The following is a 22,377-nucleotide window of genomic DNA, read 5'->3' as shown; positions in this document are numbered from 1 at the left end:
CGCCGTGGTCCCCCCGCCGGAGAGCGCGCGCGGCGACCAGGCCGCCGTGCGCGCCTGGGTGCGCATCCTCGCGGTCCACAAGCGCGCGCTCGCGGCCATCCGGGAGGACCTGGAGCACGAGATGACCCTCCCGCGCTTCGACCTCCTGGCGAACCTCGTGCGCAGCGACGGGCAGACGCTCGCGTCGCTCTCCCGCAGCATGCTCGTCACGGCGGGCAACCTCACCGGGCTCGTCGATCGCGCGGCGCGCGACGGCATGGTCGAGCGGCGGGCCGACCCGAGCGACCGCCGCGCGTGGCGGGTGCACCTGACCGCCAAGGGGCAGCGCGCGTTCCGCGACGCCGAGCGGCGGCACGCCGCGCGCGTGGCGAAGGTGTTCTCGGGGCTGAGCCCGGCCGAGCTCTCCACGCTGACGCGGCTGCTCGACAAGCTGCGCACCACGCTCCGCGAGCCGGACATGCCCGTCCCGTCGCGCCCCGGCAGCGCCCGCGCGCACGCCGAGCGGAGCGCGCGGAGCCCCCCGCGGCGCACGCGGACGAAGCCCTGATCGCGCGAGGCTCGCGTCCGGCGCCCGCCGGACCCAGGAGATGCCCATGACCCTCACACCCCGCTCCTTCCATCTCGAGCTCAGCCGCGGCGTCGCGGAGATCACGCTGAGCCGCCCCGACCGCCTGAACGCGCTCACCTTCGAGGTCTACGGCGAGCTCACGGCCACGTTCCGCTCGCTCGAGCGCTCGGCCGCGCGCGCGGTCGTGCTCACGGGAGCGGGGCGCGGCTTCTGCTCGGGCGGCGACGTGGAGGGGATCATCGCCGAGCTGTTCGCGCGCGACGCGCGGGGGCTGCTCGAGTTCACCCGCGCGACCGGCGCGCTGATCCAGAGCATCTGCGAGCTCCGGCGCCCCGTCATCGCCGCCGTCAACGGGGTCGCCGTCGGCGCGGGCGCGGTGATCGCCGCCGCCTGCGACCTGCGCATCGCCGCGGCGAGCGCCCGCTTCGGGTTCATCTTCCCCAAGGTCGGCCTGTCCGGCGCCGACATGGGCGCCTCGTACCTCCTGCCGCGCATCGTCGGCCAGGGGCGCGCCGCCGAGCTGCTCTTCTTCGGCGATCTCATCGGCGCCGACGAGGCGCTCCGCATCGGCCTCGTGAACCGCGTCGTCGCCGACAGCGACGCGCTGGGCGTGGCGCGCGGCTGGGCCGAGCGCCTCGCGCGCGGGCCGGCGTTCGCGCACGCGATCACCAAGCAGATGCTCGAGAGCGAGCGCACGATGCCCCTCGCCGCCGCGATCGAGGCCGAGGCGCAGGCGCAGGCCATCTGCATGGCCCACCCCGACTTCCGCGAGGCCCACGAGGCGACCAGGGCGAAGCGCCCGCCGCGCTTCGAGGGCGCTGACCACGGCGACGCGCCGGCCGCGCCCGGCGACGCCGACGCCCCCCCCACCCCGCGGTCCACCGGCCAGGAGACGCCCCGCGTATGAGCGGGCTCGCGCTCTCCTCCGCCGAGCTCCCCGTCTTCTTCGAGGAGCGCCACGCCGCGCTCGCCGCGCGGCTGACGCCCGAGGCGCTCGCGCCGCTCGCGCGGCTCGCCAGGACGCACGACGCCGCCGCCGTCGCGCGCAGCATGGGCGAGCCGCTCGGGCTCTACGCGCACCTCGTCCCCGAGGCGCTCGGCGGCGCGCCGAGCGGCGGCGGCCTCCCCGCGGACGCGACCGCCGTCGACGTGCGCTCGCTGGTCCTCATCCGCGAGGCGCTCGGCCAGGTCGCCCCGCTCGCCGACGCGATCTTCGCGGTGCAGGGGCTCGGCTCGTACCCGATCGTGCTGGCCGGCTGCGACGCGCAGCGCCGCGCAATCCTGCCCGACGTGATCTCGGGGAGGCGCATCGGGGCCTTCGCGCTCACCGAGCCCGAGGCGGGCAGCGACGTCGCCTCGCTGAGGACCGAGGCCCGCCGCGAGGGCGACGGGTGGGTCCTCGACGGCGAGAAGGTGCTGATCTCGAACGTGCCGCTCGCGCACCACCTCGTGGTCTTCGCCCGCACGGGCGCGCCGCCGCGCGACGGCGGCGCGGCGGGCGAGCGCGGCGGCGGGCGCGCCGCGATCACGGCGTTCCTCGTCGACAGCGGCGCGCAGGGCGTCACCTCCGAGCCGCTCCCGATGTCGGTCCCGCACCCGATCGGCCGGCTCCGCTTCGAGCGCTGCCGCGTGCCGGACAGCGCACGGCTCGGCGAGGTGGGCGGCGGCTTCAAGCTCGCGATGCAGACGCTCGACGCCTTCCGGATCTCGGTCGGCGCGGCGGCGAACGGGATGGCGGCGCGCGCGCTCCGCGAGGCGATCGCGCACGTCACGCGGCGGAGGCAGTTCGGGGCGCCTCTGTCCGAGCAGCAGATGGTGCGCGCCTACCTCGCCGAGATGGCGACCGAGCTCGACGCGGCCCGCCTGCTCGTCGCCCGCGCGGCCCACAAGCGCGACACGGCTGCAGCCGGGGCGGCGGCGCGCGTCTCGACCGAGGCGGCCATGGCGAAGATGTTCGCTACCGAGGCGGCGCAGCGGATCATCGACCGCGCCGTCCAGCTCCACGGCGGCATGGGGGTCATCGAGGGGACCGAGGTCGAGCGGCTGTACCGCGAGATCCGGCCGCTGCGCATCTACGAGGGGACGACGGAGATCCAGAAGCTCATCATCGCGAAGGGCATCCTCGAGCGCGCCGCCGCGGAGCCCCCGGTCGACGAGCGCGCTCGCGACGAGGCGCGGTAGCCATGTGGAGGCCGCCGGAGAGGATCCGCCACGCGCTGCCCCGCGAGGAGCCTCCCACCGCGGGCGAGGCGGCGCGCGCGCGCCTCTTCTCGCCCCTCCGCCTCGCCTCGGGCCTCGAGCTCGCCGAGCGCTCGTGGGTGCCCGCGATGGTCCCGTGGCGCGCGACCGAGGAGGGCGTCGTCACGCAGGACGTGCTCGACTGGTACGGCCGCTTCGCCGAAGGCCAGCCCGGCGCCCTCGTTGTCGAGGCGACCGGGATCCGCGACGTGCCGAGCGGCCCGCTGCTCCGCGCCGGACACGATCGGTTCGTCCCGGGGCTCCGGGAGCTCGTCCGGACGGTCCGCGCGCGGAGCGCCGGCAGGACGCGCGTGTTCCTGCAGCTCATCGACTTCCTCCGCATCCGCAGGCGCCCGGCGAAGGACAGGTTCCTGCGGGAGTTCCTCGAGATCACCAGCGCGCACCGGCGCGCCCTGTCCGAGGCGCTCGGGGAGCCGCCGCTCCGGGACGCGCCGGAGCGCGAGGTGCGCGAGCGGCTCATCGCGCTCGACGACGCGCGGCTCGAGGCCGTGCTCGCACCCCGTGAGCTCGAGGCGCTGCGCTTCGGCGAGCGCGAGCGCGTCACCGACGTCGCGCTCCCTCACATCCGCGATCTGCCGCGGACGCTGCCAGGCCTCTTCGCCGAGGCCGCCGTCAGGGCGCGCGAGGCGGGCTTCGACGGCGTCGAGCTCCACTACGCGCACGCCTACACCATGGCCTCGTTCCTGTCCGCGCTGAACACCCGCCCGGACGGCTACGGCGGCGATCGCGAGCGCCGCGCGCGCCTCCCGCTCGAGGTCTACGCGGCGGTGCGCGCCGCCGTCTCCGCTCGCTTCACGGTGGGCTGCCGCTTCCTCTGCGACGACGTCATCGCGGGGGGCAGCCGGGTCGACGACGCGACGTTCTTCGCGCTCGCGTTCGCGCGCGCCGGCATGGACTTCCTCTCGCTGTCGACGGGCGGCAAGTTCGAGGACGCGAAGCAGCCCAAGGTCGGCGAGGCCGCGTACCCCTACACCGGCCCGAGCGGGTACGAGTGCATGCCGACCGCGCTCTCGGACGCGGCGGGGCCGTTCGGGCGGCAGGTGCCGAAGCAGGCGCAGATCCGGCGCGCCCTGCGCGAGGCCGGCCTCGGCACGCCGGTCGTCGTGGCGGGGGGGATCTGCACGTTCGCCCAGGCCGAGGCGATCCTCGCGCGCGGCGAGGCCGATCTCATCGGGGCGGCACGGCAGACGCTCGCGGATCCCGACTGGTTCCTGAAGGTGCGGCTCGGGCGCAGCGGGGAGGTCCGACGTTGCATCTATTCCAATTACTGCGAGGCGCTCGATCAGCGCCACCGACCGGTGACGTGCCAGCTCTGGGATCGCGAGGGGCTCGACGAGCCGGGGGTCGCGACCACGGAGGGCGGAAAGCGGCGGCTCACGGCGCCGCGATGGAGGCGTGACGATGACGGCACCGACGTTCCCTGACGAGCTCAACCTCGCCGACTACTTCCTGTTCGATCGGCTGCGCGAGGGGCTCGGAGACAAGGTCGCGCTGCTCTTCGGTGATCAGCGGCACACCTACGCCGACGTCGCCGAGAAGGTCCGGATGCTCCAGGCGCACCTCGCCGTCGAGGGCGTCGCGATCGAGCAGCGGGTGCTCATCGTCCTGCACGACTCGCCGGCGTTCGTCTGGGCCTTCTTCGCGGCGCTGAGCCACGGCGCCGTCGTTGCGATGGGCAACCCCGAGGCGCCCGCGCCCGACCTCGCGCACCTCGTCGAGTACACGCGGGCCGCCGCGGTCGTCACGATCCCGCGCGTGGCCGAGGCGCTCGCGCTTCAAGGCGCGCTCGCGGCCACGGACGTCCGCACCGTCGTGCTGGTGCCCGAGGTCCCGACCGGCGGCGATCTCGAGGCCGATCTCCCGGTCTCGCCGGCCCTCGCGGCGCTGCGGGGCACCTCGCTCCGCGGCGCCCTCGCGCAGGGGCGCGCGGCGCTCGCGGCGAAGCGCGCCCCGGCGGGCCCCCGCCCCACCCGGCGCGACGACATCGCCATCTGGCTCTTCACGTCCGGCTCCACCGGCAGGAGCAAGGCGGCCATGCACACGCACCGCGACTTCGCCTTCAACACCGAGCGCTACGCCAAGGCGACCGTGGGCTACCGCGAGGACGACATCACCGTCTCGGTGCCGCGCCTCTTCTTCGGCTACGCCACGGGCACCAACCTGATGTTCCCCTTCGCCGTCGGCGCGACGTCGGGCCTCTTCGTCGAGCGGCCGACGCCGGAGTCGCTCGCGCGGTACATCGAGCGTTATCGCCCGACGGTGGTCACCAACGTCCCGACGATGATGGGCAAGCTGCTCGATGACGACGACGCCCGCGCGGCGCGCGGCGCCCCGCGCCTCGACCTCTCCAGCGTCCGCTTCCACCTGTCCGCGGGCGAGGCGCTGCCGCCGGCGCTCCTCGAGCGCTTCCGCGCGCGGTTCCACGCCGACGTCTATGACGGCATCGGCTCCGCGGAGATGTTCCACATTTACTGCACGAACCGCCCTGGCGACGTGCGCCCGGGGTCGCTCGGCCGCGTCGTGGAGGGGTACACGATCAAGATCCTCCCCTCGGACGCGGCCGGGGCGGGCGCGCCCGAGCTCCCGCCCGGCGAGACCGGCGTCATGTGGGTGAAGGGCGACTCGGTCGCGCTCGGCTACTTCCAGGATCGCGAGAAGAGCTGGGGCACCTTCCATGGCCACTGGTGCCGCACCGGAGATCTCTTCCGCATGGATGCCGAGGGCTACCTCTGGTTCAGCGGGCGCGCCGACGAGCTGCTCAAGGTGGGCGGCGTCTGGGTCGCGCCGGTCGAGGTGGAGGAGTGCCTGACCGAGCACCCGGCCGTCAGCCTCGCCGCCGTGATCGGCGCCGAGGAGGCGGGCCTCGTGAAGCCGAAGGCGTTCATCGTGGTCCGCGACGACGCGCGCGGCCGCGTCGCCACCGACGAGGGGAGGGCCGAGCTCGCCCAGGAGCTCAAGGTCTTCGTGAAGGACCGGCTGAGCAAGCACAAGTACCCGCGCTGGGTCGCCTTCGTCGATGACGTCCCCAGGAACGATCGCGGCAAGGTCGATCGCAAGGCGCTCCGGCAGCGCGAGGCCGCCGGCGAGAACCCGGCGGGCCTGTAGCCCATGCAGGCCGCGCCGCGCCTCGCGGAGCTCACGACGGAGGAGCTCGCCGCGCTCCTGGCGGGTGGCGCGCCGTGCGTCGCGCTCGTGCCGGTCGGGTCGGTCGAGCCGCACGGCCCGCACCTGCCGCTCGGTACGGACACGCTCATCGGCGAGGCCGCGGCCGAGCAGGCCGGCCGCCGGCTGTGGGCGCGCGGCGTCGCCGCGCTCCTCGCCCCGCCCGTCGGGTATGGCGTGACCGACTTCGCGGCGGGCTTCGCCGGCGCGATCTCGATCCCGGCGCCCGCGCTCACCGCCTTTCTGCGCGCCGTCGCCGAGGCCTACCTGTCGGCCGGCCTGTCGCATGTCTGCTTCATCAACAACCACCTCGAGCCGGAGCACGACAGCGCCGTGCGCGCCGCCACCAGCGGCCTGCCCCTGGGCCGCGCCTCGGTCGCGTGCCCGCTCGCGCGCCGCTGGGCGCGGACGCTCTCCGCGGAGTTCCGGAGCGGCGCCTGCCACGCGGGCCGTTACGAGACCTCGCTCGTCCTCGCCGCGGCCTCCGCGCTCGTCCGGAAAGACATCGCCCAGGCCCTGCCGGACCTCGGCCTGAGCCTGTCCGAGGGCATCAAGGCAGGAGCGAAGAGCTTCCGCGCGCTGGGCATGGACGCCGCCTACACTGGATCTCCGCGCGAGGCGTCCGAGGACGAAGGCCGCGCATTGCTCGATCTGCTCGCGACGATGATTGTCACCGAGGTCGAAGAAGGCCTCTCCAGCGCTTCCGGCCACGAGCCCCCGCCAGGAAAAAGCAGCAGGTAGGCCAACGAGCGTTCAGGTAGACAAACGCAGGCATTTCTACTCCAGCACCACCCCCCGCACGCTCGACTGAACGGCAGAATCCGCCATCGACTCACGCGCCCCGGCAAGCTGATCAGGCTGCTCAGGCTGATGGGGCTGCTCATGTCGCGCGGCACGCGCAGAACGTGAGCAAGACGTGAGCAAGACGTGAGCAAGACGTGAGCAAGACGTGAGCTGCATCACAAATGCGCCTCACGGTGCTCGACAATCACCAAGGACTCGATCAATAATGATTAGTTTTGCTCTGACATCACAATCAACATCAACAGATTTTTGGCAACAAACCTCGCTTCCCAATTGACGTATTCAATTAGAAGCCGTAAAACGGTATCGTTTTCCTCGCGCGCTGTTTGACGCCAGAACGATCCGACGGCTGACCTGATGAAGGTGATGCTTTACGGCGCGCAGGCAGATGGTGGGGTTTTGGCGGGGGCGCTCTCTGGCGTTCCTGCGCGACGGCATCACACGCAGCCTCGCGGGCGGAGCTGGCCCGACGACGCGGATCGGAGAGCATCATGAGGAATCGAACGATCATGAGAGGGTCTCGGCATCTGCTCCTGGCGTCTCTCGCCGCCGCCTCCGGCGCGGCGCTCGCCGGGTGCGTCGGCGTACAAGACGAAGGTGACGAGCTGCTCGGTGAGGCGCAGCAGGCCGCGACGGTCTGTGTGACTCTCCAGCGCACCGGCACGACGGGCGTGGTCAAGGATGCCCTCATCAATTCGACCTACCCCACCTACACCCCCACCGGAGCCGACATGTATGCTGGCGAGAGCTCCGGCTCCCAGCTGCGTGGGCTGATCGCGTTCGATCTCTCGTCGATCCCTGCCAACGCCTCCATCATCTCGGCGGATCTCTACCTCTACCTCGGCGCCGTGACCCCCGACGTGATGCGCGTGCACCGGGTCACGACGGCCTGGGACGAGAACACCGTGACGTGGAACTCGCACTCGAGCGCCTGGGATCCCACCGTCCTGGGGACCTTCACGGCGAGCTCGGGATACACGTATACTTACCACACGCTCAGCCTCACCAGCACCGTACAGAGCTGGGTGAACCGCACCGTCGCGAACAACGGTGTGTTCTTCGAGCAAAGCCTGAATCGCACCCACATCCGAACGAGCGAGGCCTCGCTGGATCGGCGGCCGTATCTCCGCGTCTGCTACGACAGCGAGACAGGGGGCACGACGGCGACGTCGAGCTCCAGCGCCTCGACGACCTCCTCCACGACGTCGAGCTCCAGCGCCTCGACGACCTCCTCCACGACGTCGAGCTCCAGCGCCTCGACGACCTCCTCCACGACGTCGAGCTCCAGCGCCTCGACGACCTCCTCCACGACGTCGAGCTCCAGCGGCGCGGGCGGCGCGGGGGGTGCCGGCGGCGCGGGTGGCTCGGGGGGCGCGGGCGGCGGAGGCGGGGGCGGCGTGCCTGGCCTGCCGATCAGCTGCAACAGCAGCACGCCTGGCGCAGGTGCCAATTGCGGCGTCGAGGGGGGCGATAACTGCTGCTCGACCCTTCCGGTCCCGGGCGGCACGTTCAACCGGCTCAACAATGCGGGTCTGCCCGCGACGGTCAGCAGCTTCTACCTCGACAAGTACTCGATCACGGTGGGGCGCTTCCGGCGGTACCTCGAGCAGACCGGCGGCCCGACCCAGGCCAACCCGCCGGCCGCAGGCGCGGGTGCGCACCCGAAGATCGCGAACAGCGGCTGGGACCCGTCGTGGAACACGTATCTCGCGGCCAACACGGGCGCGCTCAAGACGGCGCTCATCTGCGATCCCTATGGATGGCCGTCCTGGAGCGACACGCCAGGAGCCAAGGAGAAGAAGCCGATCGTCTGCGCGACGTGGTACGAGCTGTTCGCGTTCTGCGCGTGGGACGGCGGCCGGCTGCCGACCCAGGCGGAGATGAACTACGCCTCTGCCGGCGGCAACGAGCAGCGCATCTTCCCGTGGGGCGGCTCGAACGTCGAGAGCATCATCGGCGTCAACCAGGACGGCTCCACGGATGTCACACGGTATGCCTCCTGGTGCTGCCAGGGCGACGGCACGGTCGCGGGGGATGGAACGAACCGCTGCCTGGGTGAGCCGTACCCGAGCAACTATCCCTGCGCGCACTCGGATCTCACGGACGTCGGCAAGTTCCCCCAGGGCGCCGGGCGGTGGGGGCAGCTCGACCTGGCTGGCAACGCGTACAAGGCCACCCGTGACGGTTCGGATAACTATCAGCTGCTGATGCCCTGCAACGACTGCTCGCGGCTCGACAACAGCTCGAGCGGGCGCTTCATGCACGGCGGCAGCTTCCTGGCCGCCGGGTACAAGCAGACGACGGACTTTCGGGCTTCCTACGCGGGCACCTCGCGGCGCTACTACGTCACGGCGACGTGCGCGCGCGATCTCCCCACGCCGTGACGCCGCTCCGGCCGGCGGCCCGGCGAGGCGAATGCGCGCCGCGCTGATGAAGCCGGCGGGCGCGGGTCCGCCGCGCACCTCGTGCCAAGGCGCCCGCCGGCCCCGCCGGGCCTCCCGCGCCTCCTGCCGGCGAGCCGCTCGCTCCCTGCCTTCCCGCTCTCCTGGGTGCCCCCCTTGAACTTGGCCCTCGCGGGCGCCCCCTGATACGCGCGCTCCATGCGCGTGAGAGGCACTTTCCTCCTGCCGGCGATGGCGCTCGCGACGCTGAGCGTGAGCTGCCCGCGCCCTGCCTCCGAGCCCTCCGCGACGTCCCCGGCCCCTGCGCCCGCCTCCGCCGTCACCGCGCCGCTCGCCGCAGCCGCGCCGGCCGTCGCTGCCCCGGCGCCCTCCGCCGCCCGCGCGGAGGACGCCGCGCCGCCCGGCGAGGAGGCCGCGGCGGCGCCGGGCGCGCTCGCCGCGGCGCCGGGGGGCGACCCGCTCGCGTTGCCGGCGCTGCCGCCGGAGCTCGTCGATGACGGGTCCGACAAGCTGCCCGAGATCGATCCTCCCCCGGCCACCTCGCCGACGGCGGCCGAGGAGGAGGTCCACGAGCTCGCGAGCATCGCCAGGGAGACGTGGGTTTTCGCCGAACCGCGCTGGACCAGCCGGCGCATCGGGTACCTGCGCGCCGGCGCCGTGGTCGCGCGCAGGCCGGAGCCGTCCGGCAGGACGTCGTGCGCCGACGGCTGGTACCACATCGAGCCGAACGGCTACGTCTGCATCGGCGCCAGCGCGACGCTCAACATTCACGACCTCGCGGTCGAGGCATCGTCGCGCCGCCCTGTCCGCCGGTTCGCTTCGCCCACCTTGCCGGTCGCTCGTGGCGAGGCCGCGCCTGCCACGACACAGGCCGGCGAGGCCACACTTGCCGCGGCGCAGGCGGGCGAGGCCACACTTGCTGCAACGCAGCCAGGCGAGACCGCACTTGCCGCGACGCAGCCGGGCGCAAACGCACTTGCCGCGACGCAGCCGGGTGCAAACGCACTTGCCGCAACGCAGCCCGGCGCAAACGCACTTGCCGCGACGCAGGCAGGCGACGCGACAGCCCTGCTCGGCGGCCTGCCCTACACGTACGTGATGTCTCGCTCCCCCACCCCGCCGCTCTATGCGCGCCTTCCGGACGGGGACGAGCAGCGCGGCGCCGAGCCCGACCTCACCGGGCACCTGCTCCGCGCCGCGGCCGCCGCGCGCGCGCCCGACTTCGTCGCGCCGCCGCCTCCGGACGCGACCCCCTCGGTCCTGCTCTACGGGCGGCCGGCGCCCGGGCTCGCCGGCGATCGCCGCTCGCCGGACGCGCTCGTCCTGGGCCGCGCCCGGACGCGCTCCGGCTTCGCCCTGCTCTCGACGTTCGATCATGACGGGCGCCGCTTCGGCCTGACGACCGACCTCGCCGTCCTGCCGCTCGACCGGACCCGCGTCATCCGGCCGAGCGCCTTCGCCGGGCTGGCGCTCCCTGAGGGCGTCACGTTGCCCGTGGCCTTCGCCAGGCGCCGCCACGCCGCGCGCCTCGTCCCGGGCGAGCGCGGCGGCGCCACCCGCGCTCCGCTCCGCTTCCGCGAGGCGATCCCGCTGTCCGGCGCCTCGCGGCGCCTCGGCGGCATCGACTACCTCGAGGCGCGGGACGGCTCGCTCGTCCGCTCGGACGAGGTCGTGCGCGTCGACCCGCTCCCCAGGACGCCCGCGTGGGCGGTGCGCGGGCGGAAGTGGATCGACGTCTCGATCGACAAGCAGAGCCTCGTCGCTTACGAGGGCACCCGGCCGGTCTACGTGACGCTCGTCTCGACGGGGGCGGATGGCCTCGGCGATCCCAAGACGACGCGCTCCACCATCCAGGGGCTGTTCCGCATCCACACGAAGCACGTCACGGTCACGATGGACGGCGACGAGGAGGACGAGGATCCGTTCGACTTCCGCGACGTGCCTTTCGTCCAGTACTTCACGGAGGGCTTCGCGTTCCACGCGGCCTACTGGCACGACGATTTCGGCACCCCGCGCAGCCACGGCTGTGTGAACCTCTCTCCGCTCGACGCCGCCTGGCTGTTCGAGTGGACGACCCCCGAGGTCCCGGCCGAGTGGCACGGCGCGCTCTCGCTACGGAAGGGCACGCTCGTCTCCATCCGCCCCTGAGCCGGCGGCCCGCCGGCGCTGCCCCTTCCGCGCCGCGCGCAGGCACGCTACACGCTCGCTCCATGGCCATCCAGGAGCCCCTCTCGCTCGATCAGCTCATGGCGATCGATCCGCTGCTCTCCGAGGAAGAGCGCATGATCCGCGATGCCGTCCGTCGCTTCGTGCGCGAGCGGTACCTGCCGCGCGCCGCGGACCTGTTCGCGCGCGAGGAGTTCGCGACCGACCTGATCCCCGAGATCGCCGCGCTCGGCCTGCTCGGCGGCTCGCTGACCGGCTACGGCTGCGCCGGCATGAACTCGGTCGCTTACGGCCTCGCGCTGCAGGAGCTCGAGTATGGCGACAGCGGCCTGCGCAGCTTCGTGAGCGTCCAGGGCTCGCTGGCGATGTATCCGATCTGGAAGTACGGCTCCGAGGCGCAGAAGCAGCGCTGGCTGCCGAAGATGGCCGCCGCCGAGCTGATCGGGTGTTTCGGCCTGACGGAGCCCGACAGCGGGTCGGATCCGAGCTCGATGAAGACCCGCGCCCGGAAGGACGGGGGCGCGTACGTGCTGACGGGCACGAAGATGTGGATCACGAGCGCGCCCATCGCGGACCTCTGCGTTGTGTGGGCCAAGGTCGATGACGGAGGGGCCGAGTCCATCCGCGGCTTCGTGGTGGAGCGCGGGATGAAGGGGCTGGAGACCCCGCTCATCCACGGCAAGATGAGCCTGCGCGCCAGCCCGACCGGGGAGATCGTGCTCAACGAGGTGCGCGTGCCGGAGGAGAACGTGCTCCCCGGCGTGGTCGGCCTGAAGGGCCCGCTCGGCTGCCTGACCCAGGCGCGCTTCGGCATCGCGTGGGGCGCGCTGGGCGCCGCGCGCGCCTGCTACGAGACGGCGGTCTCCTACGCGCGCGAGCGCATCCAGTTCGGCCAGCCGATCGCGTCGCGGCAGCTCATCCAGTCGGAGCTCGTCGAGATGGCGATGGAGATCGCGAAGGGGCAGCTCATGGCGCTGCACTTCGGGCGGCTGAAGGACACGACCGGCATCAGCCCGGTGCAGGTCTCGCTGTGCAAGCGGAACAACGTGGGCTGGGCGCTCAAGATCGCGCGGACCGCGCGGGGCGTGCTCGGCGCGAACGGCATCCTGCTCGATTACCCCGTCATCCGGCACATGCTCAACCTGGAGAGCGTGTACACGTACGAGGGCACCGACGAGGTGCATTGCCTGATCCTCGGCAACGCGATCACGGGACACAGCGCGTTCTGAGGGGATGCCGGCGGGTGGCCCGCGCTGGTGGGCTGCTGCGCGCGACCCGCCGCGCACCGAGGTAGGGCTCGCCTGCCGGCCAGGCGAGCGAGAGGAGTCGTGGTACGCTCGCGGCCTGGAGGCTAGCGGAGCGTGGTCCATCGGAAGCCTGTCACCCTGCTGCACCTGTCCGATCTGCAGTTCGGCCCGCACCATCGCTTCGAAGGACCGAGCTCGCCCGGCAGTCTTCTCCAGCGCCTCCGCGACGACCTCGATCGGCTGCGCGAGGAGGAAGGAACGCGTCCGGACCTCGTTCTCCTCACCGGCGACCTCACCGAGTACGGCATGAAGTCGCAGTTCGATCAGCTCCTCTCGTTCGCCCACGGGCTCACCGAGGTCACGGAGCTCGCGCCGCGCCGGGTGGTCGTCGTGCCCGGAAACCACGACGTCAACTGGAAGCTCTGCCAGGCGTACTTCGCGGAGCGCGAGGGCAACGAGGAGCGGCCGTCGCTGCCGTACTGGCCGAAGCTGCGGCCCTACGCGGAGTTCTTCGCCCGCTTCTACGAGGGGCAGCCCGGGATTCAGTTCACCGAGGAGGAGCCCTGGAGCCTGTTCGAGTACCCCGACCTCCGGGTGGTGGTCGCCGGCGTGAACTCGGCAATCGCCGAGAGCCATCGGCCCGAGGACCACTACGGCTTCATCGGCGAGCAGCAGCTCCGGTTCTTCGCGGGCAAGCTGCGGCCTTACAAGGAGCAGCGGTTTCTCAGGATCGCGGCGGTCCATCACGATCCGCTTCACCCGGGCGAGAGCGACGCGGCGAAGCAGGACGCGAAGGACCTGAAGGGGATGCTCCGGCCCTACCTGAACCTCGTGATGCACGGACACCTCCACGAGGAACAGCTCGGGTGGCTCGACAACGACGTGCCGGTCCTCGGGATCGGCAGCGCGGGCGTGAAGGTGCCGGAGCGGCCGCCGGAGGTGCCGAATCAGTACCAGATCGTGCAGGTCTTCCCGGACCGGCTGGCGTATGGCACGCGGGCCTATGTCCCGGACCAGAAGCGGTGGATTGGGTGCCTGCGATCCGACCCGGAGGGGCGCGCGTGGCGCATTGAAAAGAGGGTGGGGTTCGAGCGGGTCGAGGGCACTTTCTCCGGCAGCGCTGAAGCAGTTGCATCCCCGCTCGCCGATCTCGCCCAGATGGTCGATGCGTACCGCCGCCACTGGGCAAACGCGTACCGGCGCGAGGCGCTGTTCGACCTGGCGACGATGGGCGAGGACGCGGACATCCCGGCGGGACTCGACCTGCTGCACGTCTTTCTCCCGCAGACCGCGCGGCGCGAGCCGCCGCAGCTGGATCTGCCGCGCGATCTAGGCGGCGACTTGGTCGAGGAAGAGAGCTTCGTCGGCATCCCGCGACGGGATCGCTCAGAGGATGCGATGGCTCGCATCGCCCTCACCGGTCCACCACGGCCGATCGATCAGGTCGTGACCTCGCCGGGAGAGCCCTGGGTCCTGCTCTTGGGCGCGCCAGGGGCGGGCAAGAGCGCGCTCACGCGCTGGCTCGTCCTCAGGCTGTCTGCTCCAGGCGAGTCGCTCGGCGACCTGCCCGCCGATCTCGTACCCGTGCGCATTGAGCTCCGCCGGTTTGATCTTCATTACCGTTCGTGCCGACAGGCGGGCCGCTCGTGCGACTTCTTCGATTACCTCGACGTGGTCCATCGGGAGCGCAACCTCTCGCTCCGCGGAGAGCCGTTGCGTCGGCTCGCAGATGCAGGGCGCCTCCTGTGGCTCTTCGATGGGCTCGACGAGGTGGCTGCCCCGCACGCCCGGCGGGACTACGCTGCCATGATCGTGGGTTTGCGTGACCGCTACACGGGGCGGGGCGTCGTGACGAGCCGGATCGTCGGCGCTCGCCCGGCACAGCCGCTCTTCCAGCAAGCCGGATTCGTGGCCTACACACTGCAGGAATTCGATGAGCAGCAGATCGATGCCTTCCTGGAGCGCTGGCATAGCCTCGCCTTCCCCGGAGCGCCCGAGGCCGCGGCGCGGAGGCTGGAGCGCCTTCGCCAGACGCTCAAGGAGAGCAGGCCCGTGCGCGAGCTGTGCAGCAACCCTCTGCTGCTCACGCTCATCGCGCTGCTCAACCGCGGCGCGGAGCTGCCCCGGCAGCGGCACCGGCTCTACGAGCGCGCCGTGGACCTCATGGCCGAGCAGTGGGAAGCGAACAAGCTCCTGGCCGCAGCCGGCGCGGTCCAGTTCGATCTGGCCAGCAAGAAGCGATTCTTGCGGAAGCTCGCCTTCCTGATGATGACGGAGCTCGCGGGCGGCAGCGGCAACGCCGTCCGGCAGCGGGACCTGAGCGCCTTCGCCGCGTCCTTCTGCGCCGAGGCATACGGCATCATGGCCGAGGAGGCGCAGGCGAGGGCAGAGCAGCTCATTCAGCACCTGCGGGAGAGGAACTACATCCTCGCCTTGATCGGCGGGCAGACCTTCGGGTTCGTGCACAAGACCTTCCTGGAATACCTCGCCGCGGAGGAGATCCATGCTCGGTTCCGGACCCATGAATGGGGGCTCGACGAGATCAAGGCGGTCTTCAGGACGAACTGGCAAGACCAGGCGTGGGCGGAAACGCTGACCCTGATCTGCGGGATGATCGAGGAGGAGCGTCCGCAGCAGGTGATCGAGCTGCTGCAGTCTGTGCTAGAGGACGTGGACCCCTTCAACGAATATAGAGTATTCCACTTCGTATCGTTCGCAATCCGATGCATGTCCGAGATCCGCCTGCTTGATCAAGAGCCCATTCGCTCTTTCGCGCGCAAGCTCACCGATTGCATCCTCGGATATCGCTTTACCCCCTGGTTTCCCACGAACGATCTCCCTTCGGCGCTCCGACTGCGCGGACCGGAATGGCCCGACACCGCACGCATCGTCGCCGCCGCTATCGAAGCAAACCCACGCCACAACGACCAGAACACTTTCTTCATACTGAACCAATGCGCATTTGCGGTTACCACAAAACAAGAACGTGTCACACGATTAACGGAAATCACATTCAACCAGACAAATGATTCTCATCTCAGCAATGGAATCACGGAAGCAGGGCGCTTGGGAGAATGGACATCAGACGAGACATTATTGCTGCACGACGCCATAGAGAAGCTCAAGGAACCGGCAAAGACCAGGGCGTGGATCGCGTTCCTCAACAGTGGCATGACCTGGGCAGCGAGACTCGTCGCCGCGGCTATGCGTGGCCACGATGATCCGCGCTTGCGCTACTCTGCGGCGCTCGCGCTGCTACGTATCCCCGAGTGGCGAAGCGAAGCGGTGAGTACCGTGGTAGATGTGCTCCGCTCCGGGAACAACCAAGTATCGAGCGAGAATCTCGAACTTTTGCTGGAGGCTGCGGAGGAGCCGCCCCTTCGCGAGCGAGTGCGTTCTTTACTCCACGTCGATAGCGATCACGTGAGGGAGCGGGTCGCCCGAGAGATCGCTTTGCATTGGCACGACGAGGAAGCCCTCTCGATCTGGATGGAAGCACTCTTCAGCGAAGGAGACGAATCGTTATTCAGAGGCGTTGACATCGCCACACTAGAAAGACTGACTCGCGAGCACACTAGGGCACAGCAAGCCCTGTCGCGCGCGCTAGAGGACCTCACCAAGGTTAAGAGGCTTTATGCGAGGATAGTCATCGCGCAGTGGATGGGCACGCGGAATGACCCTCGTGGCATAGAAGTATTGCGCGAGATGGCGTTCTCTGACTCGTTACTCGTCCAGCTCCGCCGGTCGGCAGCGGAAGCCCTGCTCGATATCCATTCAGGACGCCGACTCGGCGTGGACGCACTCATTCTACTCATCCACGAGGGAACAGGACTCGAAGCAGATTTTGCATTCTATCATCTGCTCCAGCGCGCGCACAGTATGCCGGAGGCACGCGCTGGGCTTTGGCGTCTCATCGAGGGCGAGTTCCATGACAATCTCCGGCTGACGGCGTGTCGAACGCTGCCCTCTCTCGACAGCGAATATACAACCGAAGCCCTCCGTCATATTCGCCAACTCGCTGCAACTTCGGACGATGAGGCCGTCCGCGTTCACGCCGCCGCGTATCTCCGTGACACAGGCCTTCCCGATCCAGAATGGCGCCCCGCCCTCGTTCGTCTCGCCCGGCACGCCAAGCGCAGCTCTACCCGTCTCCTCGCCGCGAAAGCGTTCCGCGACGAGGCGCGCATCGCCCGCCTCGCCGCACGCTCCAGGAGCGCCAAGGTTCGCCAGAACGCCACCGCCGCCCTCGAGCAGCTACGCATCTACCGCGCCCTCCTCGAGGTCGGTCGCCCCCGCCGCGGCATCGTCTCCATCGACGGAACACGCGCCGGCGTCATCGAGGAGATCCCCGGTGGCTCCCGCTTCATCTACGACCGCGCCTACCTCGCCCGTCCCGACGCCGTCCCCCTCTCCCCGACCCTCCCTCTCCGCCCCGAGCCCTACGAGAGCCGCGGCCTTCACCCCTTCTTCGAGAACCTCCTCCCCGAGGGCTGGCTCCTCGACCAGACCTGCCGCAAGCTCGGCCTCGACCGCACCGACGCTTTCGGCCTGATGCTCGCCACGTGCGCCGACTGTGCCGGCGCCGTGGAGATCGTGCCGGAGAAGCTCTCGGTGGCCGCGTAGCCGCATGGGCGCCTGCCTGATCTGCCTGGGCGAGAGCCCTCCCGACGACTCCGGAGGCCGCTATCACCGCGCGTGCCTGCGCCAGCTCTTCGGCGTCGAGGAGGCTCCGCGGATCGACCTGGACCTGCTCCACCTCCCAGCCCGGATCGAGCCCGAGATCGGCAAGATGTCGATCTCCGGGATGCAGCGGAAAGCGCTGATGCGGCTGTCGAGAGACAGGAGCTGCCTGCAGGTCGCCGACGCGAACAGCCGTTACATCCTCAAGCCGCAGCTCGAGACGTACTCGCATGTACCCGAGAACGAGCACGCCAGCATGCGCATCGCCGCCCTCACTGGCATGCAGGTGCCGCACCTCGGCCTCTTTCACTTGGCGGACGGGAGCCTCGCCTACGTCATCCAGCGCTACGATCGCACCCACCACAAGAAGCGATCGAAGCTGCACCAGGAGGACTTCTGCCAGCTCGCCGGCCGGCCGGCTCACGAGCGCGGCCAGGGAACCGCAGCGGAGTGCGCAGCGCTCGTTGCGCGGTACTGCGGCGAGCCCGACGTCGAGCTACGCCGGCTCTATCAGCACCTGCTCGTCACCTACTGGATCGGCAACGGCGACCTGCATCTGAAGAACCTATCGCTCCTGCGCGGCGAGGACGGCGTCTACCGCCTGGCGCCGGCCTATGACCTGATCTGCACCTGGGTCTACGGCGACAAGACGCTCGCCCTGCCCCTCGGCATCCGCAACCGAGATCTGCGCCGTCATCACTGGCTCGATTTCGCCGAGCAGCACGCGCGTCTTCCACGCGCCGAAGCCGCGGCGATCCTCGACGCCATGCTCGGCTGCACCAGCGAAGCGCTGACCCTGCTGAAGCGCTCGCCGATACCGGAAGAGCTGCGGAAGAGCTACGCGCGCCTGCTCAAGAAGCGGGGCCGCGCGCTCGAGTGACGCCACCGTCTCCGTTCCGAGCAGCCCTGCGGCCAACTCGCCCCGCCCCTACCCCGTCTTCCCCGCCGCCTTCCGCTTCAGCCCCACCAGGAAGATCTCCACGCTGCTCGCCCGAGTCCCCTCGGGCCGGACGCTCCGGACCTCCTCGCAGAGGTTCCTCAGCGCGTCCCGGGCCTTCACGAAGTCCTCGCTCATGAAGATCTTGCCGACGAACGCCCCGCCCGGCGCGAGCAGCGCCTCGGCCACGGCCACGGCGCGCATGAACAGCTCGTAGCTCCGCGCCTGGTCGGCGATCTTGCTGCCGCTCGTCGCGGGCGCCATGTCCGACAGCACCACGTCGTACGGCGCGAACTGCGCGAGCGCCTCGTTCGTCAGCGACAGCGCGTCCCCCTGCACCACCGTCGCCTGCGGCCCGAACGCCGCCGTGATCGGCGACAGATCCACCGCGAGCAGCTTGCCCCCCGCGCCGATCCGCTGCGCCGCATACATCGACCACGACCCCGGCGCGGCGCCCAGGTCGAGCACCCGCTGGCCGGGGCGGAGCAGCCGCACCCGACGATCGATCTCCTCGAGCTTGAAGACGCTGCGCGCAGGATAGCCCTGCGCCTTCGCCGCCTTCGTGAAGGCGTCAGGGCGCTTGTACGGGTTCTTCGGCTTCTGCGACACGGAGGGACGCTCGGCGGGCACGACCGGCGGGGCGCTCGCTCATGGGAGCTGCCCCGCCGGCGGCCGGGATCAGCCGCCCTTCTTCTTGGTCGGCTGCTGCACCGGCACGATCCCCTTGCCGCCGCGCTTCTTCACGGCGCCGCGGATCGTCACCAGCTGGTTCTTCGGGCCAGGGACCGGGCCCTCGATGAGGATCAGGTTGTCCTCGGGGAGGAGCTTCACGATCTTGAGGTTGAGCGCGCTCACCGTCTCGTCGCCGTAGTGGCCGGGCATCTTCAGGCCGGGCAGCGTGCGGCCGGGGGTCATGTTCGTACCGATCGAGCCGCCGTGGCGGAAGTACTCGTGCGTACCGTGCGAGCTGACCGCGCCGGCGAAGCTCCACCGGCGGATGACGCCGCTGAAGCCGCGGCCGCGCGAGCGGCCCTGCGCGTCCACCCGCTGGCCCACCTCGAAGATCTCGTCGACCTTGAGCGTGCTCCCGATCTCGTACTTCGCCGCGTGCTCGGGGCTGCAGCGCAGCTCGCGCACGATCCGCTTCGGCGTCTGCCCCGACTTCTTGTACGCGCCGGCGACCGGCTTCGTCGTGTGCTTCTCCGCCCGCTCGCCGAGGCCGAGGATGAGGGCGCTGTAGCCGTCCTTCTCGAGCGTGCGCTTGCCGATGACGACGCAGCCCGCCTGCACGACCGTGCAGCGCAGGACCTCGCCCGTCTCGTTGAAGATCTGCGTCATGCCGATCTTCTTGCCGATGATGCCGGGATGCTGATTCATGATGGGATTGCCTTTCGCTCCGTCTGGGGTGGCTGAAACTGGCTCCGCGCGGCGCACCGCGAGAGCGATCCCCTCGGCGCGCCTCGTCACGAGCCGGTTCGGAGCGAAGAACCGGGGCGGCTTCCCGCCGGGCACGTTGGGGGGCGCAGAGCTTACTCACGGGGCCCCCAAAGGGAAGCGAAAACCACCACCACAAAGGTAATACAGACCACACCAAACTGAGACGCGCCGCGTCGCGACCGCTCGGACATTGTCCTTCTGCGCGGACATTTCCTGTCTCTCCCTGGCATCGAAGTTCGGAGGAGCGGGCCTCACATTGGGTCGTCGGAGGTCAGGGATGACAGACATCATCGCTCACGGTGAGCCGCGCGACGTCGAGCGCCTCATGGATCGTTACTGGTTCCTGTTGAGAGGCGAGGCGCACGGCGCCGGCGAGGACAGCGCGAGCGCGGCCCGGACCCGGGTGGTCCGCGACGGCGAGTACGTCGTGGTGAGCATCGAGGCGTCGGCGCTCGGGTGGCCCGAGGGCACGCTGCTCTTCAGGTTCCGATCGGAGGTGGCCCCCTGCGCCGAGTGCGTCGAGCGCGCGGCCGCGATCGCGCGCCACCGGACGCGCGGCATGCTCCGCTCGGGCGACGTGCAGGAGATGCTCGGCTTCGCCGTCGCCCGCTGCGCCGCCTCCGGCATCGACCTGGCCCACGCCGGCGCGCGCGTTCGAGGCGACGGGGCGCGCCGGGACGACGCGCCGGACAGCGCGGGGGAGCCCGCCTCCGGGAGGCGCCGCGCGGCGCAGGACGCGGGCGGCGGCGCGAAGCGCTACAACGCCGAGCTCTGGCTCATGCTCTGACGGCGCGCGCGCGCTTCTCGCGACGGGCGCGGCCGCGTCACGAGCCGACCACGTTGATGGTCGCCTTGACCATCGCCATCCAGCACTGAAGCACCATCTTCCCCTCCTTCTGCGGGGTGACGGCCACCTCGACCTGCGTGTTCAGCGGCAGGTCCTTCTCGATCTTCAGATCGGGAATCGCGATCGCCTTCAGACACTCGCTCTTCGTCGTCCGCGTGAAGCGCAGCACCACGGGCTCTCCCTTCTTCAGCTCGATCGTCGACGGGGAGAAGCCGCTGTCGTTCACCGCGATGTCGATGCGCTTGACGTTCGCCGGCGCGGCGAGCTCGGCGGCCGCCACCACCGGCGCCTCCTCGGCGGGCTTGTTACAAGCGAGCGATGAGAGCGATGAGAGGGAGAGGGCAAGCGCGGTGACGAGGAGCTGCAGGCTCATGGTCACCGCGTTCTTACCCGGCGCAAATCGCGCGTCAAGCCGCCCTCCAGCCGTCCGCCCCGGGCGAGAGACCGCGGGACGGTCGGGCGCAGACGGGCGCGCGCCGCGACGTGAACGCAGCGCGGCCGGCTCAAACGTGGCGGCCCGAGAGGATCTGCAGAATCGCCGAGAAGAGGTTGATGAAGTTGAGGTAGAGGTCGAGCGCGCCGCCGACCGGGTCCTCTTCGTTCGAGTGGAGCAGGCGCGACGTGTTGTAGAGGACGTATCCCCCGAACACGAGGACGGACACGCTGGCGATCGCGAGGCCGAGGAGCGTGCTCCCGAGCAGGATGTTCAGCAGCATCGCGCCGAGGACGACCATGGCGCCCATCACCAGCCCGCTGGCCATGAACGACAGGTCCTCCCGCGAGAGGAAGACCCCCAGCGTGAGGCTCCCGAACGTGAGGACGGTCAGGATGAAGGTGTCCCGCACCGGGGCCGACGACAGGGTGCCGCCGAGGCCCGCCGCCGCCTGGGCCATGTAGAGCGCAGGCGCCGCGGTGACGCCCAGGATGGCCGCCATCCCGAAGAGCGCGAGGACGTTGACCCCGGGGATCTTGCGCACCGCCCGCGCGCCGAACATCACGCCGAACACGACGCCGATCGAGAGGATCGGGTGCTGCGCGAAGAGCTCGACCAGCGGCGGCATCTCGCGCCCCAGCGTCCCCTCCTCCACGTCCGGCGCCCCGATGTACAGCGCGCACATGGCGCCCAGGGAGGAGACCACCAGGCTCGCCGTGAAGAGCCCGTACACCTTCTTGAGAAAGTCGATCCGCAGCGCCAGCTTCGGGCTGGCCGATACGCTCGCCCCGAGGGGACTCGCCTGGCGTGAGTTCATCTGCTGCGCTCCTCCTTCAGGGCGATTCGCCGCGGCTGCACGAGCGCCTAGTCGTGCACCATTCACCACGGACATGCAACACCGCCAGGCGAAGCCCTCGGGCATCCGCTGTCCACAAAAAAATCACGCTCCAGCGGCATCGTGCGCGCGCGGAGGAACCGGCGCGGCGTGAACGGCGCGCCGACATCGCGCAGCATCCGGCGAAGAGCAGCCCGGATCCAGAGAAAAATGCTCGGCTCCGACGACAATCCGCTCGGCTCTCCGCTCGGCTCTCCGCTCGGCGGCAACGCCGGCGCCGAGCGACAGCGCCGTCGACCTGGCTGCGCGCGCCGTGGGAAGGAGGAGAACGAACTCCTGTCTTCCGAGGTCCGGAAGAACGGCCGCGCACGCCTCCCAGCGGACCCGGAGCACGACCGATCACGACCCATCACCAATCGATGCCTCGGAACAAGCACCTTGCCGGGCCCCAGCGCTCACGCCGGACAGCAGAAATGGGCCGCGCCCGGGCGCGCTCCGCCCCATGCGACGACGCCGCGGTGGGCGCCTGCGCGCGGCCCGTTGTCGCGCGCCGCACGCTCGTGTACGAAGGACAGCGAAGGATCACGAGCTCGCCGCGCA

15 protein-coding genes and 1 pseudogene are annotated in these 22,377 nt (G+C 70.5%); 12 read left to right on the top strand and 4 right to left on the bottom strand.

What is annotated here, in order from left to right; genetic code table 11:
• Positions 1–4 precede the first annotated feature (4 nt).
• The 11 genes and pseudogenes from WME95_RS11480 (at position 5) to WME95_RS11430 (ending at position 18,168) form a co-directional block, all read left to right on the top strand.
• Entirely contained in the window at positions 5–547 is a 543-nt protein-coding gene (locus tag WME95_RS11480) for a MarR family winged helix-turn-helix transcriptional regulator (protein ID WP_012234634.1), read from the top strand.
• Positions 501–1,475 (top strand): annotated as a pseudogene (locus tag WME95_RS11475) (enoyl-CoA hydratase family protein); the annotation flags it as partial. The gene WME95_RS11480 and the pseudogene WME95_RS11475, both read left to right, overlap by 47 nt.
• Positions 1,472–2,749, top strand: coding sequence for an acyl-CoA dehydrogenase family protein (locus tag WME95_RS11470; protein ID WP_437908425.1), 1,278 nt, complete (start codon positions 1,472–1,474; stop codon positions 2,747–2,749). The pseudogene WME95_RS11475 and the gene WME95_RS11470, both read left to right, overlap by 4 nt.
• Before the next feature lie 2 nt (positions 2,750–2,751).
• Positions 2,752–4,251 (top strand): NADH:flavin oxidoreductase, encoded by a 1,500-nt coding sequence (locus WME95_RS11465; protein ID WP_437908424.1) that lies wholly within the window; start codon positions 2,752–2,754, stop codon positions 4,249–4,251.
• Positions 4,229–5,932: a benzoate-CoA ligase family protein gene (locus WME95_RS11460; protein WP_437908423.1), complete on the top strand. Its 1,704-nt coding sequence runs from the start codon at positions 4,229–4,231 to the stop codon at positions 5,930–5,932. The genes WME95_RS11465 and WME95_RS11460 overlap by 23 nt, the downstream gene beginning before the upstream one ends.
• Positions 5,933–5,935: 3 nt before the next feature.
• On the top strand, positions 5,936–6,730 hold the full coding sequence (locus WME95_RS11455) for a creatininase family protein (protein WP_437908422.1): 795 nt from the start codon (positions 5,936–5,938) through the stop codon (positions 6,728–6,730).
• 572 nt (positions 6,731–7,302) lie between these two features.
• Entirely contained in the window at positions 7,303–9,177 is a 1,875-nt protein-coding gene (locus WME95_RS11450) for a DNRLRE domain-containing protein (RefSeq protein WP_437908421.1), read from the top strand.
• 216 nt (positions 9,178–9,393) lie between these two features.
• Entirely contained in the window at positions 9,394–11,343 is a 1,950-nt protein-coding gene (locus WME95_RS11445; RefSeq protein WP_437908420.1) for a L,D-transpeptidase family protein, read from the top strand.
• Positions 11,344–11,405: 62 nt separating this feature from the next.
• The gene (locus WME95_RS11440) at positions 11,406–12,590 is read left to right on the top strand and encodes an acyl-CoA dehydrogenase family protein (protein WP_437908419.1); all 1,185 of its coding nucleotides are present in this window, start codon (positions 11,406–11,408) and stop codon (positions 12,588–12,590) included.
• Between the two features lie 132 nt (positions 12,591–12,722).
• On the top strand, positions 12,723–17,231 hold the full coding sequence (locus WME95_RS11435) for a HipA N-terminal domain-containing protein (protein WP_437908418.1): 4,509 nt from the start codon (positions 12,723–12,725) through the stop codon (positions 17,229–17,231).
• Between the two features lie 4 nt (positions 17,232–17,235).
• Complete coding sequence (locus tag WME95_RS11430) at positions 17,236–18,168, top strand: type II toxin-antitoxin system HipA family toxin (RefSeq protein WP_437908417.1); 933 nt, start codon at positions 17,236–17,238, stop codon at positions 18,166–18,168.
• A 48-nt stretch (positions 18,169–18,216) separates the two neighbouring features.
• Here WME95_RS11430 and WME95_RS11425 read toward each other — a convergent pair whose 3' ends face one another.
• Both WME95_RS11425 and rplC read right to left on the bottom strand, forming a co-directional pair.
• Positions 18,217–18,834, bottom strand: coding sequence for an SAM-dependent methyltransferase (locus WME95_RS11425; RefSeq protein ID WP_437908416.1), 618 nt, complete (start codon positions 18,832–18,834; stop codon positions 18,217–18,219).
• A 69-nt stretch (positions 18,835–18,903) separates the two neighbouring features.
• Positions 18,904–19,602 carry a 50S ribosomal protein L3 gene (gene rplC, locus WME95_RS11420; protein WP_437908415.1) on the bottom strand — a complete coding sequence of 233 codons (699 nt, stop codon included), beginning with the start codon at positions 19,600–19,602 and terminating at the stop codon, positions 18,904–18,906.
• Between the two features lie 337 nt (positions 19,603–19,939).
• Here rplC and WME95_RS11415 point away from each other — a divergent pair, with 337 nt between their 5' ends.
• Positions 19,940–20,449 carry a hypothetical protein gene (locus WME95_RS11415; RefSeq protein ID WP_437908414.1) on the top strand — a complete coding sequence of 170 codons (510 nt, stop codon included), beginning with the start codon at positions 19,940–19,942 and terminating at the stop codon, positions 20,447–20,449.
• 37 nt (positions 20,450–20,486) lie between these two features.
• Here the strand turns inward: WME95_RS11415 and WME95_RS11410 are convergent, their stop codons facing one another.
• Together WME95_RS11410 and WME95_RS11405 are read right to left on the bottom strand one after the other, a co-directional pair.
• A complete protein-coding gene (locus tag WME95_RS11410) occupies positions 20,487–20,882 on the bottom strand; it encodes a cupredoxin domain-containing protein (RefSeq protein WP_437908413.1) in 396 nt (131 codons plus the stop codon).
• 130 nt (positions 20,883–21,012) lie between these two features.
• The gene (locus WME95_RS11405; protein WP_437908412.1) at positions 21,013–21,759 is read right to left on the bottom strand and encodes a Bax inhibitor-1/YccA family protein; all 747 of its coding nucleotides are present in this window, start codon (positions 21,757–21,759) and stop codon (positions 21,013–21,015) included.
• Positions 21,760–22,377: the final 618 nt, after the last annotated feature.

Source organism: Sorangium sp. So ce327, from assembly GCF_051530205.1.
Lineage (GTDB): Bacteria > Myxococcota_A > Polyangia > Polyangiales > Polyangiaceae > Sorangium > Sorangium cellulosum_B.
The sequence above is the reverse complement of the archived record's forward strand: the minus strand, read 5'-3'. Positions and strand labels throughout refer to the sequence as shown.